At 69.9% G+C, this 15,745-nt stretch carries 14 protein-coding genes; 4 read left to right on the plus strand and 10 right to left on the minus strand.

The features are described 5' to 3' along the window. Positions 1-17 precede the first annotated feature (17 nt). Genes ACFDS6_RS06375 through ACFDS6_RS06400 form a run of 6 tightly spaced genes read right to left on the minus strand, consistent with a single transcriptional unit; the run spans position 18 to position 8,037 of the window. Positions 18-1,517 (minus strand): right-handed parallel beta-helix repeat-containing protein, encoded by a 1,500-nt coding sequence (locus tag ACFDS6_RS06375; RefSeq protein ID WP_375271281.1) that lies wholly within the window; start codon positions 1,515-1,517, stop codon positions 18-20. Between the two features lie 25 nt (positions 1,518-1,542). Beyond that, complete coding sequence (locus tag ACFDS6_RS06380; protein ID WP_375271282.1) at positions 1,543-2,367, minus strand: glycosyltransferase family 2 protein; 825 nt, start codon at positions 2,365-2,367, stop codon at positions 1,543-1,545. A gap of 3 nt (positions 2,368-2,370) precedes the next feature. Continuing rightward, positions 2,371-3,624 carry a hypothetical protein gene (locus ACFDS6_RS06385; protein ID WP_375271283.1) on the minus strand — a complete coding sequence of 418 codons (1,254 nt, stop codon included), beginning with the start codon at positions 3,622-3,624 and terminating at the stop codon, positions 2,371-2,373. A 6-nt stretch (positions 3,625-3,630) separates the two neighbouring features. Further along, positions 3,631-5,847: a GumC family protein gene (locus tag ACFDS6_RS06390; protein ID WP_375271284.1), complete on the minus strand. Its 2,217-nt coding sequence runs from the start codon at positions 5,845-5,847 to the stop codon at positions 3,631-3,633. A 40-nt stretch (positions 5,848-5,887) separates the two neighbouring features. Beyond that, a complete protein-coding gene (locus ACFDS6_RS06395) occupies positions 5,888-6,640 on the minus strand; it encodes a polysaccharide biosynthesis/export family protein (protein WP_375271285.1) in 753 nt (250 codons plus the stop codon). 17 nt (positions 6,641-6,657) lie between these two features. Further along, positions 6,658-8,037: an O-antigen ligase family protein gene (locus tag ACFDS6_RS06400; protein ID WP_375271286.1), complete on the minus strand. Its 1,380-nt coding sequence runs from the start codon at positions 8,035-8,037 to the stop codon at positions 6,658-6,660. Positions 8,038-8,186: 149 nt separating this feature from the next. Between ACFDS6_RS06400 and ACFDS6_RS06405 the strand changes: the two genes are divergently transcribed. Continuing rightward, entirely contained in the window at positions 8,187-9,305 is a 1,119-nt protein-coding gene (locus ACFDS6_RS06405) for a glycosyltransferase family 4 protein (RefSeq protein WP_375271287.1), read from the plus strand. 103 nt (positions 9,306-9,408) lie between these two features. Further along, complete coding sequence (locus ACFDS6_RS06410; protein ID WP_375271288.1) at positions 9,409-10,680, plus strand: hypothetical protein; 1,272 nt, start codon at positions 9,409-9,411, stop codon at positions 10,678-10,680. A 229-nt stretch (positions 10,681-10,909) separates the two neighbouring features. Here the strand turns inward: ACFDS6_RS06410 and ACFDS6_RS06415 are convergent, their stop codons facing one another. Further along, positions 10,910-11,257, minus strand: coding sequence for a hypothetical protein (locus ACFDS6_RS06415; RefSeq protein WP_375271289.1), 348 nt, complete (start codon positions 11,255-11,257; stop codon positions 10,910-10,912). On the opposite strand from ACFDS6_RS06415, the gene ACFDS6_RS06420 reads away from it, so the two are divergent. Beyond that, a complete protein-coding gene (locus ACFDS6_RS06420; RefSeq protein ID WP_375271290.1) occupies positions 11,223-11,819 on the plus strand; it encodes an SGNH/GDSL hydrolase family protein in 597 nt (198 codons plus the stop codon). The two genes, ACFDS6_RS06415 and ACFDS6_RS06420, sit on opposite strands and share 35 nt — an antisense overlap. 56 nt (positions 11,820-11,875) lie before the next feature. Here the strand turns inward: ACFDS6_RS06420 and ACFDS6_RS06425 are convergent, their stop codons facing one another. Both ACFDS6_RS06425 and ACFDS6_RS06430 read right to left on the minus strand, forming a co-directional pair. Continuing rightward, complete coding sequence (locus ACFDS6_RS06425; RefSeq protein ID WP_375271291.1) at positions 11,876-12,556, minus strand: acyltransferase; 681 nt, start codon at positions 12,554-12,556, stop codon at positions 11,876-11,878. Further along, positions 12,553-13,737, minus strand: coding sequence for a glycosyltransferase family 4 protein (locus tag ACFDS6_RS06430; RefSeq protein WP_375271292.1), 1,185 nt, complete (start codon positions 13,735-13,737; stop codon positions 12,553-12,555). The genes ACFDS6_RS06425 and ACFDS6_RS06430 overlap by 4 nt, the downstream gene beginning before the upstream one ends. Before the next feature lie 291 nt (positions 13,738-14,028). Here ACFDS6_RS06430 and ACFDS6_RS06435 point away from each other — a divergent pair, with 291 nt between their 5' ends. Next, a complete protein-coding gene (locus ACFDS6_RS06435; protein WP_375271294.1) occupies positions 14,029-15,288 on the plus strand; it encodes a glycosyltransferase family 4 protein in 1,260 nt (419 codons plus the stop codon). A 72-nt stretch (positions 15,289-15,360) separates the two neighbouring features. Here the strand turns inward: ACFDS6_RS06435 and ACFDS6_RS06440 are convergent. After that, on the minus strand, positions 15,361-15,745 hold a 385-nt coding region (locus ACFDS6_RS06440), incomplete at its 5' end, for a hypothetical protein (protein ID WP_375271295.1).

A 15,745-nucleotide genomic window follows, 5' to 3' on the forward strand; every position in this document is an offset into this window, starting at 1 on the left:
TCGCGTGACCTTCCGCGTCAGCCGCGCGGCAGGTCGCTCTGCACGCCGATGAAGTCGCCGACGCGCACCACGTTGCTGGTGGCGAAGCGGTTGACGAACAATTGCTCGGGCTTGGGCAGCCCCAGCACGACATTGTCGACCACGCGGATCCACGACAGCGTCCCCTTGGGCGAGTCCCCCAGCACCACCGGGCAGGTCACGCCGCGGCAGTCGAACACGTTGCCGGTCGCGGTGACGAAGCTGACGTTGCCCTGCCCGTCGAGCCCGAACTGGATCGCGGCGCGGGTGAAGCGGCTGATGTTGTTGCCCTGAATGGACACGCCCCCGGTGTCGCCGGTGATCGACGCGCCGATCGGGGTGCTCGTGATGCGGTTGTTCTGCACCATGATCCCCGACGGCTCGCCGTGGATGCGGTTGACGTGGACGCCCGTCACGCGGCACCCGTCGAACAGATTGCCCGTCACGTCGACGTCCGCGACCGTTTCCAGGAACGCGCCCGACGCGCAGCGCCGCACGCGGTTGCGCGCGATCCGCGCCTGCGTGCTGGTCGGCGTCGTCGAATTGTTCGTGAAATTGTCGCCGTAGATATCGATGCCGTTGTCGCGGCAATCGCTGATGTCGTTGTTGTCGATCGTCAGGTCGATGAAGTGGCTCACCTGGATGCCGATGAAGCTCGACGCCTCGACGCGGTTACCGCAGATCGTCACGTCGCGGCTGATCGCATCGGGGTGGCCGACGACCTGGATCGCCTGCCCGTTGGCCCCTCGCACGACCAGGTTCTCGATGACCACGCGCTCGACGTGCGCGCCCGCGGTGCCCAGCATGATCGCGGCGCCGTTTGTCGCGTCGCGCTCCGCGCCCTGGCCCGCGCGGTTCGCCTCCAGCGTGAAGTCGGCGAGGCTCGCGTCGGTGAGCACGCCGCTGGCGATGATGCGCCCGAACGTGCCCGGGCCGCGCTGCGCGTCCGCCAGCACCAGCACCGAGCGCGACCGGTCGCTGCCGTGCAGCCGCACGCCCGACCGCATCCACAAGGCGATCGGCCCGGTGTTGTCGGGCGCGGAGACGGTGCCCAGGCGGAAGCGGCCGACCGGGATCGTCACCCCGCCCCCGCCGCGCGCGGCGACGAAATCGATCGCGGCCTGGATCGCGGCGCGGTCGTCGGCCTGCCCGTCGCCCACCGCGCCGAACGCGCGCACCGAGGGCGCGTCCTCCGCCAGCTCCCACAATGCGCCGTCGCTCGAGCGGAACCAGCCGCGATGCGTCGGCGCGGTCGCGACGCGGCGGTAGAGCGCACCCCCGCCGTCGGCTGCGTCGGCGTATCCGTCGGTACGCACCGCGGGCGCGTCGCGCGGCACGGGCACGCGCGCGCGGGTGGAGGGCAGCGCGAAGATGCCGCCGGCCGGCGCGCTCGCCGCACTCGCCGCGCCCGGCGTCAGCGCGAGCAGCGCGGCACCGCCCATCGCGCCGCGCCCGACGCCCAACGCCTCGCGGCGGGTCGATCCCGGCTGCTCGCTCACCGTTCGTCGCGGCGCGGCCAGCCGCTCACCGCCGCGGCACCACGCCGGACGCGGGCGGGAATAGCGGGACGCGGTGCTTGCGCATGAATACGCGCAGCGCGTGCAGGTGGAGCTGCGCCGCCTTCGACCACAATTTCTTGCCCGACGCGCGCTGGTGATCGTGAATCAGCTGGATGTCGGGCGAGGCCGCGACGCGCCAGCCGCTGTCGCGCAACCGCCGGCACAGGTCGACGTCCTCCATGTAGAGGAAGAATTCGGTGTCCATGCCGCCCACCGCCTCGAACGCCGTGCGGCGCACGACGAACCCGGTTCCCATCACCCAGTCGGCGGAGAACAGGCCGTTGTCCCACGCGTCCTTCATCAGGTGGCGATCGATGAAGCGACTGCCGGGCTTGGTGTTGCCCAAGCCCGTGCGCCGGAGCAGCACGTCGAGCAGGCTGTAATCGCGCCGCGCCGAATATTGCCGCTCGCCGCTGGGATAGCGCAGGTCGAGCCCGAGCAGCGCGAGTTTCGGCTCGTCGGCGAACACCTGCCCGACGCGCAGCACGTCGTTGTTGGTGAAATAGGTATCGGGGTTGAGGCACAGCACCAGGTCGTGCCGCGCGTGGCGCACGCCGATGTTCAACCCGTCGCCGTAACCGTGGTTCTCCGCCGCCTCGATCAGCGTGCAATCGACGCCCGCGCGGATGATCGCGGCGGAATCGTCCGCCGACGCATTCTCGACGACGATGATGTCCTCGGGCGCGGCGACGCCGTGGCGCAGCAGCGACCGGACGCAGTTGACGGTCAGCTCGGGCGTGCGGAAATTGACGATGACGACCGAGAGCGCCTGCGACGGGGACTGAATCATGGATCAACCCACCTCGCGGATGGTGACGTCGTCGATCGTCACGTTCTCGCCGCCTTCGCCGTCGGATGCCTCCAGTTCGACCGCGAGCGACTGCGCGGTGCAGCCCGCCGGCACGGTGAAGGCGACCGTCGCGAATGGGCGGCCGTTTCCGTCCGGAACGCCGACGTTCTGCGGCAATTCACTGTCGCCGGGGACGCAGCGGATCGACCAGCGCAGCCCGGCGGATGCCGGATCGCCCTTCACGCGCGCATCCAATCGGTAGCGGCCGGGCGCCAACACCATCGTTTGCGAGATCACGCGGCCGCGGTAATCGCGCCCGGGCGACACCCATAGCCGCTGGCCACCGGCGTCGGCAGGCTCGATCCCCGCGATCCCCGTGCTCTCGGGCGTCAGCTGCCACTCGAACGGCGCGCCCAGCGTACCGGTCGCGGGCACGCGCTCGAACCCGCCGTCCCACGACAGCGCCGCCCCACCCTGTGCTGCTCCACCACGCTGCGCCGCGGGGCGCGAACGCAGCCAATCATCATAGGCGGCGCGCGCCTGCCCGACCTGCACCAGCCGCGTCAGGTAGATCGCGCGCTCGGCCGGGGTGATCGGTGAACCTGCCGCGGCCAGCTCGGCGATCAGCCGGCCGACATAGGGCATCTGGTCGGCGGGCAGTTGCAGGATCTTGTAGAAAAACGGGCCGCGCCACGTCGGGCGATCCTTCATCTCCGCCACCAGCGCGGCGCGCGTGCGGTCGTCGGGCAGCGAGGCGAGAAAGATCGGCAGGGTGATGTTGGACTGCTTGCCGATCCGCGCGAGCGCGTCGGCGCGGCGCAGCGCGGAGGCGACGTCATCCTTCAGCGCGTAGGCCTTGAGCAGCCACAATTGCAGCGCCACGTCGCGCCAGCCCAGCGTGCCGGCCAGGAACATGACGCGATTGGCGCCCGCCACGTCGCCGCTCTGTTCGAGTGCGAGACCCAGGGTGCGCAGCGCGACGACATTCAACGGCTCCCGCTTTAACGCCCCGCGCGCCAGCGTCATGCCGTTCTGCTGGTCGCCGCTGACCTGCAACGCGGCGCCCAGCGCGGCCAGCGCGCGCGCGTTGCCGGCATCGAGCAGCAATGCCTGCTGCGGCATGCGGTTGAGCACCGCCATGTCGGCCAGCTGCGCGCGCGCGAGGGGAAACGCGACCAGCGCCCAGCCCACGACCCAGAGCGCCGGTCGCAGCCATTTCCTGCGCGGCTGCGCCTGCGTGCCGTGTGTGGGGGCCATGCCGACTTACCCCGCGTCTTTCGCGCCGTAGCCGTAGCCGTAACCGTAGCCGTAATTGCCGCCGGTACCGTAACCCATCATGCGCACGTCGTACTTGGTCAGGATGCCGCCCAGGATGTTGGCGCGGGCGCCGCGCAGGCGCTTGATCGACGCCTTCGCCTGGCCGCGGTGCGGACGGTTGGCTTCCACCACCAGGATCGTGCCCTCGGTCAACGCGGCGAGCGTCGGCGCGTCGGCCAGCCCCATCACCGGCGGGGCGTCGATCACCACCAGGTCGTAGTCGCGCGAAATCTCCTCCAGCAACCCGCTCAACCGCACGCTGGCGAGCAGCTCGGCCGGGTTCATCGGCAGCGGGCCGGTGGGGATCACGTCCAGCCGCGCGAACTCGCTCTGCTGCGTCACCTCGGCGCGGGTCGATTGCTGCGCCAGCAGGTTGGCGAGCCCGACCTTGTTGGACACGCCCGTCAGCTTGTCCTGCGTCGGCTTGCGCAGGTCGGCATCGATCAGCAGCACGCGGCGCCCGACCTTGGCGAAATCGCGCGCGATCGCGAACGACGTGGTCGACTTGCCCTCGGACGCCGCGCTGCTGGTGAACATCATGGTCTTGGGCAGGCCGCTCGCGCTCGACAGCTCGAGCGCGGTGCGGATCGCGTAATAGGCTTCCGACAACGGTGAGCGCGGCTTCTCCAGCTCCTCGGTCGGCGAGAAGCCCGCCGGCATCAGCGGGGTCGTGCCGACCAGCGGCACGCCCAGCTTCGACGTCATGTCGTCGGGCGAGCGGACCGCGTCGTCCAGGTGCTCGCGCACGAAGATCAGCCCCAGGGCGGCGACGAGCCCCGCCAGGATACAGCCCGCGATGATCAAGAGCGGCCGCGGCCAGATCGCGCGGCCCGGCACTTCGGCGCGGTCGACGATCGACACGTTGCTCGACGTCAGGCCGGCCGCCGCGCTCACTTCCTTGAAACGCTGCAGCAGCGCGTCGTACAGCGCGCGGTTGGTGTCCACCTCACGGTGCAGGATATTGTACTGCACCGCCCGATCCTGCTCGGACAACGTCTCGGTCTTGAACTGGTTGAGGCTGCCCGACAGCGCCTTTTCCTGCGCGTCCGCGACCAGATAGCGCTGACGGATGCCGTTCTTGACCCGCGTCGCGAGCGTGTTGATCTGGCGGTCCAGCCCGTTGATCTGTGCCTGCTGCTGAACCATCGCCGGATAGTCCGGGCGCCAGTGGCGGCTGTCCTGTTCATATTGCGCGACCGCGCGCGCGCGCTGCTGCACCAGCGCCTGGATCGCGGGATCGGCCTGCACTTCGGGCAGGCTCAGGATCGGCGCCTTGTTGGACTGTTCCCACAATTGCTGCGCGGCGATGCGCGCGGCCATCGCGTTCGCATAGCCGGTGTTGAGCTGGATCAGGCTGGAGGTGACCAGCGAGCGCGGACCCGACAGCCCCTGCCCGCTGGCGCTCGAATTGCCACCGGTGTCGATCAACCCGGCCTGCCGCGCGTAGGCGATCAGGTTGCGCTCCGATTGTTCCACCTTGCGCCGCGTCGCGTCGAGCTGGTCCGACAGGAAGCGGCGGGCGTAGGACGATGCGTTGTAGCGCCGGTCCAGGTTGCTGACGATGAAACGGTCGGCGTAGCTGTTGGCGACGCGCGCGGCGAGCGGTGCGTCGGGCGAGGTGAACGCCAGCGTCATCACGCGCGAGTCCACCGGCAGCGTGACCTTCAGATTGTTCATCAGCGTGCCGATGACCTGCTCCTGCCGCGCCGCCTGGCCCGCGCTGCCGTTCGGCGCCTCGACCGGCTTGCCGCCCATCTGCCGCACGAAGTCGGAGCTGTTGTAGAGCCCCAGGTCGCGCGCGACGCGGTCGGCGAGGCTGCGGCTCTGGATCACGTCCATCTGCGTTTGCAGGAACCGGTCGGTGTCGCCCGCGTCGGTCGGCGCCACGTCGTCCGTTTGCAGCACCTTGGTGCTCTGCTGGTCGACCTGGATCTTGGCGGATGCGCGGTAGATCGACGTGCTGAGAAAGATGATCGCGATGCCCACGAGCACCGCGGCCGCGATCACCATGCCGATCAGCTTGCGGTTGCGGTACACCGCGGCCCACAGCCCACGCAGGTCGATGTTCACCCCGCCGCTGGCCGGAGGCTCGTTCGCCCAGCGATCGGCCAAGGGTTCGATGCCGTGACGCGCCGGAAGGATGGCAGCGGGACGATCGTTCATTTCCGGTTATCCAGCAGAGCGGACAAAGCGACGATCCGGATCAACGGACCGTGTTGCCCAGAGCAATAAAGAGGCCGAGCGCGGGCGCCGCGGTCAGGAAATCGCGCCACGCGCCGCGACGCGCCGAATGGCCCACCACCACGACGTCGCCGCTCAGCAACTCGGGATCCGGCGCATTGCCCGCGCTGATCTGCGCGACGTCGAACATCGCGCCCATGCGCTGGTTGTTGACGGTGCGGAACACCGCCACGCGGTGCTCGTCCGACACGTTGGACGTGCCCTTCGCCATCGCCAGCATCTCCAGCAAGGTGGTGCGCCCCTGGATCGGGTACACGCCGGCCTCGTTGACTGAACCCTGGACGATCACGCGCTGCGTCACCGACGCGAGCACGATCACCGACACCTTCGGATTGACCAGATACCGATCGAGGCGCTGCGTGATCTCGTTCGCGAGCGCGGTGGGCGTCTTGCCGGCCGCGTTCAGGTTGCCCACCAGCGGCAGGCTGAGATTGCCGGCCGCATCGACCTGCGCCTGATCCGTCGACAGGTCGCGCTCACCGAATACCGTCACGCCCAAGCGGTCGAGCGCGCCGATCGTGTATACCCGGGGACCGGTATTTTCCGCCATGGTCGGGATGCGGTCATAGGCCTCTTCGCCGGTCGGCAGGTTGAGCTGTGGACCGGAGGAGCATCCAGCCGTCGCAACCATCGCCAAGCAGGCAAGAGGGGCGAAAATCTTCCCCATGTGTCTAAGGATTTCCCAGTCTAACGCCACAAAACGGCACAGCCGCAATCGCCGGATGGATAGTCTTAATCAATTTGCTTGGCTAGCCCCCCGTGCCGGCCGCCATCGGGCATCGCCGGCGCGAGACAGCCGGCCAGGAAAGCCAGCACCGATGCCATGGTTAGCGTGCGCAGCGGATAATCGACCAGCGAATGCGCCAGCAGCACCGCGATCCCGAGCACCGCGGCGACGTGCATCGGGGTGAACCGCCCCCACGCAGCGCGGCGCAGCACCCGCCACGCGCCGATCGCCAGCAACGCCACGCCGAACGCGATCACTGCGACGCCCGCCCAGCCCGTCTCCAGCGCGACCTCCAGGAAATCGTTGTGGGCGTGGAAGACGTAGGTGAAATGCAGCGTCGACATGCTTTCGTGGCGCTGGAAGATCTTGATGAAGCTGCCCAACCCCGAGCCGACCGGCTGGTAGGTGTTGATCGCGGTCAGCACGTCGGGCCAGAAGGTGAAGCGCATGTCGCGCTCGCCCCCGAAACGGTCGACCAGCCGCGTCACGACGCCGCTGCTCGCGGCGACCGCGACCAGCGCTATCACCACCGCGGCCACGATGGCGGCGTTGCGCAGCGTCAGGCGGCGTAGGTAGGTCGAGGGGGTCAGCAACACGGCCGCGGGTAGCAGCGCCACCGGCAGCAGTGCCAGGCCCATCCGCGAATTGGCGGACGGCAGCGCCAGCATCAGCACCACGATCATGCCCGCCGCCACCAGCGGGGACGGCGACCGAAGCTGGAGCCGGGGTCCCGTGCGCGTCAATCCGGCAATCAGCAACATGCCCACCAGCAGCAGGTCGGCGTAATGGTTCTTGTTGGCGAAGAAGCCGGTCGATGCGGTGTAGCGCCCGACGTTGTAGAAGTAGAAACTCTCGCTGCCGCCCGCCTGCAACAGCCCCAGCCCGGCACCCAGCAGCGCCATTGTCGCGATCACCCAGCCGTAGATCACGCGCTGCGCCGCGGTCGCGTGCAGCGTGGTGACGAACAGCGCGGTTGGCACCAGCAGATATGCCGCGGCGAGCCGGGTGGCGTCGGGTTGCAGGCTGATCGGCATCCAGCGGGGCGCCAAACCGGCGTACTCGATCGCCTGCGCCGCGGCCGCGCGGCCGGGCAGCGCGGTCCACACCGATGGCGGCAGCGGTATCACCTGGATCAGCGGCAGCAGCATCGCCAGCAGCAGCAGCAGCACCACGCCGGCGGACCAGCGATCGACCGGCGCGCGCCAGCCGCGCACCGCGTAGCCGACCAGCGCCGCGCTCGCCGCGAGCTCGACGATCATGCGCGTCAGGGGAAAGCGCAAGCTGCCCCCGCCGAGCAGCAGTGCGAGGCCGAACAGCAAGGCACCGCCGACGACCTGCCGCTGCAAGCGCGGGCGACCGGCTCTTTGAAGAATGTTCACACGCATCGGCGGAGCCTTTGCCGCACCCGATCGCGAGCGGCAAGGAGCGACGCCAGCGGCACCACCGTTGCTCCACGCCGCGGCGCTCGCCTCGCCTTCGGCCCGCCACATGCGCTAGGGGCCGTCGGCAGGTGCGGGTGCGGGGTTTGCGAAGCGTGGCGAGAACGGGGTCGAGTGCGGGCAGGCAGGTGATCTGGCTGATCGGGCCCTTCCCCCCGCCGCTGCACGGGCAGGCGGTGTACAACGCAGCCTTCGCCGCGCACCTGCGTGCGCACGGCGCCTTGCACGTGCTCGGCACCGGCGAAGGCGCGGCATCCAAGCTCGCGGCAACCGCGCGCATCCTGTTCGCGGTGCTGTTTCGCATGCGCGCGCGCGACGTCGTCTATACCTCCATGCCGGGGCAGATGGGCGCGTGGCTGTTCGCGCCGGTGGTGGCGGCGCTGCGCCTGCGCGGCCTGCGGCATTTCGTTCATCACCATTCGTACCGCTCGATCGTGCTCGGACCGCTGCGCGTGATGCGGTTGGTGGCCGCGCTGGGCGGCGGGTTGCAGCACCACATCCTGCTCAGCCCGGTCATGCGCGACCGCTTCGCGGCGCTTTACCTGGGCGCGGGGACGAGCCGCGAGGGAGCGAACCGCGCGCACGCATTGTCGAACGCGCTGCTGTTCTGTCCGCCCGCCGCGCAGGTGCCCGACCGGCCCGCGCGGCCCGCGACGATCGGTCACCTGAGCGTGCTGACGCGCGAGAAGGGCGTCGATGCGGTGATCGGGTTGTTTCGCCGCCTCGCCCCCGAGCACCCCGACCTCCGGCTGATCCTCGCCGGACCGGTCGCCGACGACGGCCTGCGCGCCGAGATCGAGCAGGCGGTCGCCGACTTTCCCGAGCGCGTCGACTATCGCGGCGCGGTGTCGGGCGACGCCAAGCGGGAGTTCTTCCGCGACGTCGACCTGTTCCTGCTGCCGACGCGGTTGGTCGACGAGGCCGAACCGCTGGTGATGATGGAAAGCTACGCGGCGGGGGTCGAGTTCATGGGCACGGCGCGCGGGTGCATCGCCGAACGGCTGCGGCATCCCGACCGGTTGCTGACGGGGGCGCTCGACGATGATGCGGCGCGCGTCGGCGCTGTGCTGGCGCACGCAGCCGATTGGGCGGCACTGCGCCGCGCGTGCGGCGACCATGCCGAGCACCTCCACGCCGTGGCCGTCGGCGAGGCGGAGGCATTGTTCGACACCATGCTGGCACCCGCGCGCCGCGCAGCCGCGTCGCTGCGCTGACCTCCGCTTCCCCCTCCCCTTCGCTGCCCCCTTCCTTCGCTGCCCTTGCGGAAAGGGGGGGCAGGGGATAATCGCACGGGCACACGGCCAGGGCGCGTTTTCAGTGAACATCCTGTTTCTTCTTTTCCTGGCCTACGTGCTCGCGCCCAAGATCGACCTGGTCTCCGCCTCGGGTTCTGGAGTGCGGCCCGAGGATTTCATCGCGGCGCTGGCGTTCGGCCTGTACCTGGTGAAGCCGCGCAAGACGCCGCTGCGGCTCCCCCGCCACGTCCAGCTCTACCTGGCCTTTATCGCGATCGGGCTGTTCTCCGCGCTGGTCAATTTCCCGCAGGAAGGCCCGGTCGGCATCGTCTTCGCCGTGCGCTTGTTCGAGTACATGATCTGGTTCTTCGTGATGTACGAAGCCTGCCAGACCGTGTCGCCGCGCACCGTGCGCACCAGTTTCCTGGTGGTCAGCACGATCCTGGTGATCTGGGGCGCGCTGGAAACCGCCGGGCTGGCGGGCGGCATCGGCAAGTTCACCGGGGCGAGCGAGCGGTTGACGATCAACACCAGCGGCCCGTTCGAGACGTCGGTGATGCTGGCGATGATCGCCTATGCCGCGCAGCAGATCGCGATCACGCCCGCGATGGGCGTGATGGTGATCCTGACGCAGTCGCGCATCACGCTGGTCGCGATCGTCGCCAGCCTGCTGGCGCTGCGGCCCGGGCGGGGGCTGGTGATCGCGGGCGTCAGCCTGGTCGCCGCGGTGGTGCTGGCGGGACCGTTCATGTCGGTGCTGGGGGAGACGCGGCTGGCCAAGTCGGCGTCGCCGCTGACCATGGTCAACCTGCTCGCGACCGAGTGGCAGCGCGTGCCGCAGGTCGACAATCCGCAATATTTCCGCGAGCGCTTCCTGGGCGGCGACACCGTGGTCCGCTACATCGGCAACACCAAGGGCGACGTGTCGTTCAAGTTCCGCGCGGTGCGCTGGCCGCTGGTGGTGAAGTCGACGCTGTTCTCGCCGCTGCACGTGTTCATCGGCTGGGCGCCGGGGGCGTGGGGCGCGGCGCTCGACAGCTACTACGTGCGCGTGTTCGGCGAGGTCGGGCTGATCGGCACCTTCGTCTTCCTGTGGTGGCTGCTCAGTTTCGTGCACGGCACCCGGCGCGGCGGGATCAGCCGCTTCTCGATCTACATGCTGGCGATCGTGGCGGTGTTCATCGACATCTTCACCTCGTCCAAGGTGATGCCGATCCTGTGGGCGTTCGCGGCGCTCGACCATGCCGGCCACCCCGCGCGCTACCCGTCGTCGATGTTCGCGCGCCGCCCGCGGGTGCTGCCCGAGCCCGACCGGGCACGGCTGGTGCCGGGCGGACGCTCCGCCCACGCCTGAACCCGCGCGCCGCGGCGCCGGAAGGTGAGGCAAAGGTCACACCAACGCGTCGCGGTGCGGGTTCGGAAGGTGAGGCAAAGGTGAGGCCAATGCGCCGCGCCGCGCGGCCTGTTCACCACCACCGGGCAGCGATCGCGACAGTGAGAAAGAGCACGAGCGCGCGCTACGATCATCGGTTATTGTAGGACAGTATCTTCTCGCCCGCGACGCCGCGGGGACCGCGCGATTGTCACATCGCGCGGGTAGAATTGTAGCATGAACGACGCTGGAGCCCGGGGATGACGATGTCGCGACAATGGCGGGCGGGCTGGCGGCGCGTCGTCGTCGGTGGACTGGCGCTGGGCCTGGCGGGCTGCGGCGACGAGACCGGGTCGACGCCCGGCGCGGTATCGGCCGCGATCACCGGGGGTGTCGCGCCGATGCCGCCCGCGCCCGCGCCGAGCAGCGCCCCGTCGCCGACCCCCTCCCCCTCCCCCACTCCAACCCCGACCCCGACCCCGACCCCCGCGCCTTCCCCTACGCCCGAGCCGACCAGCAGCACGATGTCGGGCGTGGTGGTGCAGGCGGGCGACAGCATCGGGTCGGGCCTGGGCGCGGACGATTGGGCGGCGATCGATCACCTGGGGTTGCCGTCCGAGGTCGCGATCCGCAACGTCAGCGCGCCGGGCAAGGCGATGGAAGCGGGCTTCGGCAATCGCCAGGCCGAGCTGTTCACGTTCCGCAGCGCGAGCGGGCCGTCGGTGCTGCTGATCCAGCAGGGGACCAACGACCTGTATTACGGAACCGGCGCCCATTTGACCTACGCCGCGATCCTGATCCCGTTCGTCGCGGCCGCGCGCGCGGCGGGCTTCTACGTCGTGGTGGACACGTTGCTGCCGCGCGCCGATCGCGGCTGGACCGCGCAGATGGAGCAGCAGCGGCTGGCGTACAACGCGCTGGTCCGGCGCAACGACGCGGGCGCCGACGCGATCAACGACCTGGCCGCGGACACGCTGCTGGGCGACGCGGTCGACCCCGCGACCTCGCCCTATTTCGCCGACGCGGTGCACCCCAATCTGGCCGGGCAGCAGCGGCTGGCAGTGCTGGACGCCGCGGTGCTCGGCCCGTTGTTGTACCGCTACGCGCGCAAGCCCGGGTAACGATCGTTGTCCGACATGGCGACGTGTAGACACGTCGCCATGTTGCCGAGATCCGCTCAGCCGGTCGGCGCGATGCTGCGCCGCACGGTGGCAGGCGCGCCGAACGCGACGCTGTAGGCGGGCAGCGAGCGCGTCACCACCGAGCCCGCGCCGACCACGCAGCCCTCCCCGATCTCCACCCCGTCGAGCACCGACACGTTGTTGCCGAACCAGCAGCGATCGCCGATCGTGATCCCGCGCCGCTCGACGTGGCCCGACACGTAGCTGCCGTCCGCGTCCGCGACGTGGCTTTCCGCCGACACGGTCAGCCCCGCGCCGATCTGCACCCCCGCGCCGATGCGGATCGGCCCCCCGATCCCGAGCACCGCATTGGGGCCGATGTACGTCCCCTCCCCGATCCACAGACCGTCGGCGGGCTGGTTTAGTCCGCTGCGTCCCTGCACCCACGCGCGCTCGCGGATGGTGACGCGCGCGCCGAGCACCACGCCGTGCTCGGCCGAGCAATCGATGTAGGAGTAGCCGCCGATCGCGGCGCCGCGTCCGGCGTGCAGGCGACCACCCATCACGAAGCTGACGTGCGGTCCCAGCAGCAGCCCGTTCGGACGGCGCAGCCGCGCGAGCGACCAGAGCGCCCCGCGCAGCACCGGCCAGCCGCCCTTGGCGAGCAGGTAGCCGATGTCGCCCGCCTTGATGTCGTAGCTGCGCCCGGTCAGTGCGCGGATCAGCGTCGCGATCATCGTGCCAGCACCCTTTGGTAAATGTTTGCCACGTCGCGCGCGACGCGGGTCCACGATTGCCCCGCCACCCAGTCGCGCGCGCGGGCGCGGACCGCGCCGGTCCAGGCCGGATCGTCGAGCGCGTGGTCGATCACCGCGGCCATCGCGGACACGTTTGTGGGGTCGAACATCTGCCGCTCGTCGAGCGCGAGCTCGGTCATCGAGCTGGTGCGCGAGAACAGCGCCAGCGTGTCGGCGACATAGGCTTCGATGATCGGAATACCATATCCTTCGTAGAGCGACGGCAGGACCAGCGCGCGCGCGCGGGACAGCGCGGCCCATTTGTCGGCCTCGCTGACCGGGCCTAGGTACACGAAACGGTCGCCCAGCCGCTCCTGCCCGCGCGCCACGATCGGCTCGGCCCGGTAGTTGAACGTGCCCGCCACGGCCAGCTTCACGCCGCGGTGCCGGGGCGCGAGCGCGTCCCAGGCGTCGATCAGCGCGCCGAGGTTCTTGCGTGGCTCCAGATTGCCGACGTACAGGCAGTAATCGTCGTCCACCGCCAGTTTCCCGGCGATCGGCCAGCGCGCCGCACGCGCCTGTTCGGCGTCGGTCGCGTCGACGCCGCAGCCGATCACCGACACGTGGTCGGGCGCGCAGCCGGTCAGCTCCACGATCCGCCGCTTGGTGTGATGCGATACCGCGATCACCGCGTCCGACAGCCGCACCTGGCGGAACAGGTTGCGCCGCGCGAGCAGGCGGTTGTTGCGGCTGAAGAAATGCGGGTGGTCGAGCGGGATCACGTCGTGGATCGTCGCCACCTTGCGCTGCCGCGGCGTGTGGGCGAGGTTGGCGAAATAGGTTTCGTGCACCAGTTCGTAGCGCTTGAGCACGGTGGTGGCGGCGAGCGCGGGCAGGAATTCGGTGACGAGGTTCTGCGTCTTGCGCGAGCGCCCGAACGCCGTCAGCTCGATCGTGCGGAGCCGCGGGTCGAGCGCGCCCAGCGTCGCGTTGGTGCCGCGCGCGCTCTGCACCAGTACGTCGGGCACCAGCTCGCCGGGCAGCGGCACGTCGGAGGGCGGCATTCCGGCGAGTGCGCCCCCGTCGCGCAACCGCACCAGCGCGTTGGCGAGCGACAGGCAGTAACGGGCCACCCCACTCACGGGCACGCGGATCGGGCGTCCGTCCAGGAGAATTGCCAACCGACCCTCGTTGCTTGATGCCGAGCGACGCGCTGTATCGCAGCATCGCCGGCTTCACCACCGCCCGGCGCCGCGGTTCGTGCCGCGCTGCCCACCGACTGCCGACAATCGCGCGTTTCGCGCCGCCGATGGCGGCCAATTACGAGGACCCGTCCCGGTAACACGATGTCATGCGCGCGCGCTTATCGGGATGTCCGTTGCGCGAAATTCGGGCATATCGTCGTGCGGGAGAGCCGCTTGATCGTTGCCGAGCGCATGGCGACCCGCACCTGAGACGACCACGGCGGGCACATGCGTATCCTGAACGTCAGCCAGAACTATTTCGTCGTGGGCGGCATGGACGTCGCGATGTTCACGCTCGAGCGCGTGTTGCGCGACCACGGCCACGCGGTGATCCCGTTCGCGGCCGCCGACGCGGCCAATGCCGAGACGCCGTTCGCCGGTTACTTCCCCGCCGCACCCCGCACGGAGGCGAGCGGCGCCAGCCTGCTGCGCACGCTGTACGCGCCGGGCGCGCGCGCCGCGCTGGCGCGGCTGCTCGACGAGCACCCGGTCGACCTCGTCCACCTGCACAGTTACTTCAAGCGATTGACGCCCGCGATCCTGCCCGAGCTGCGCCGGCGCGGGCTGCCGGTGGTGCAGACGCTGCACGAATATCGCGCGGTGTGCCCGGTCTCCACGCTGTTTCGCGACGGCCACGTCTGCACCGATTGCGCGCACGGGGCGTACGCCCACGTCATCCGGCACCGCTGCGCCGGCGGGTCGCTCGCGCGGTCGGCGTGGAACTACGCCGAGATGCGGCTGAGCGACTGGCTGGGGCACAAGCGCGACATCGCGCGCTTCGTGACGGTCAGCGATTACCAGCGCGACATGCTGATCGCGATGGGGATGGAGGCGGACAAGCTCGTCACCGTGCACCACCCGGTCGAACTGCCCCCTGCCCCGCCTGACCCGCGCGCGGGCGAGCACGTGCTGTTCTTCGGCCGGCTGGAGACGGCCAAGGGTGCCGACCTGCTCCCCGAGATCGCGGCGGGGCTGGCAGACGCGGGGTTGGAAGACGCGGGGCTGAGAGATGCGGGCGTGGGCAACGCGCGGCTGGTGATCGCGGGCGACGGCAGCCGGCGCGCGGAGATCGCGCGCGCGGTGGACGCGCGCGGGCTCACCAACGTGGTCTTCGCGGGCATGCTGCGCGGCGCGGCGCTGGACGATGCGATCGCGCGCGCGTCGTGCGTGATCGTGCCGTCCTTGTGGCCCGAAGCGTTCGGGCTGACCGCGGTGGAGGCGCTGGCGCACGGCACGCCGGTGGTGGCCTCGGCGATCGGCGGGATGCTCGACACGGTGCGCGACGGCGTCGACGGTTACCTGGTGCCGCCCGGCGACGTGGCGGCGATGGTGGAGCGGGTCCGGCGCCTCGTCGCCGATCCGGCGCGTGCGCGCGCGATGGGGCTGGCCGGGCGCGCGCGGATGGCGACCGACTTCTCCGCCGACGTCTTCTACGACCGCACTATGCGCGTGTACGAGGACGCGCTGCGCGTGCGACAGGGCGGGTGATCTGCGCACCGCCCGGTGACGTAGCGTCGTGCTTCTTGCATCAGGCTGCAGATGCGGGTGACTGACTGCCGTTCAGCTTCGGCGTGGTTCCGGTTGATTGTAGATTTCGAACTGTAAGGCGGTGAGGTCGAGACCGTGGGTGCTTTCTGGAGCCCAGGCGAAACCCTCCAGCATGTGCAGTCTGCCATCTTTCATGAAGAGAACGAAGCCGAAGCCGTGCTCCAGACCGCCGATGCGTGCGTGCGTATCATAGCCGAGCACCGATGGGCTATTCACAGTCGGAGCATCGTCCGCGACCGCGATCGTCGTGAAGAAGCCCCCGCCGCTGTTCTCCCGGTCGGTGACGACGGACCCGTCAAGCTGCCGTTTAAGCGCTGGCGCAAGCTCTGGCGTCTCCGAGAAGATGGCGCGGAGCGCCGCCACCTCTAGGTTGGTGAACCCGTCCATGAACGCACCT

The organism is Sphingomonas sp. (genome assembly GCF_042095875.1).
Taxonomy (GTDB): domain Bacteria; phylum Pseudomonadota; class Alphaproteobacteria; order Sphingomonadales; family Sphingomonadaceae; genus Sphingomonas.

Excerpts from the sequence above, each read along its gene's own strand:
- ACFDS6_RS06380 (WP_375271282.1), bottom strand. The coding sequence starts at position 2,367 with ATGATTCAGTCCCCGTCGCAGGCGCTCTCGGTCGTCATCGTCAATTTC.
- ACFDS6_RS06385 (WP_375271283.1), bottom strand. The coding sequence starts at position 3,624 with ATGGCCCCCACACACGGCACGCAGGCGCAGCCGCGCAGGAAATGGCTG.
- ACFDS6_RS06390 (WP_375271284.1), bottom strand. The coding sequence starts at position 5,847 with ATGAACGATCGTCCCGCTGCCATCCTTCCGGCGCGTCACGGCATCGAA.
- ACFDS6_RS06400 (WP_375271286.1), bottom strand. The coding sequence starts at position 8,037 with ATGCGTGTGAACATTCTTCAAAGAGCCGGTCGCCCGCGCTTGCAGCGG.
- ACFDS6_RS06420 (WP_375271290.1), top strand. The coding sequence starts at position 11,223 with ATGTCGGGCGTGGTGGTGCAGGCGGGCGACAGCATCGGGTCGGGCCTG.
- ACFDS6_RS06415 (WP_375271289.1), bottom strand. The coding sequence starts at position 11,257 with ATGCTGTCGCCCGCCTGCACCACCACGCCCGACATCGTGCTGCTGGTC.
- ACFDS6_RS06425 (WP_375271291.1), bottom strand. The coding sequence starts at position 12,556 with ATGATCGCGACGCTGATCCGCGCACTGACCGGGCGCAGCTACGACATC.
- ACFDS6_RS06435 (WP_375271294.1), top strand. The coding sequence starts at position 14,029 with ATGCGTATCCTGAACGTCAGCCAGAACTATTTCGTCGTGGGCGGCATG.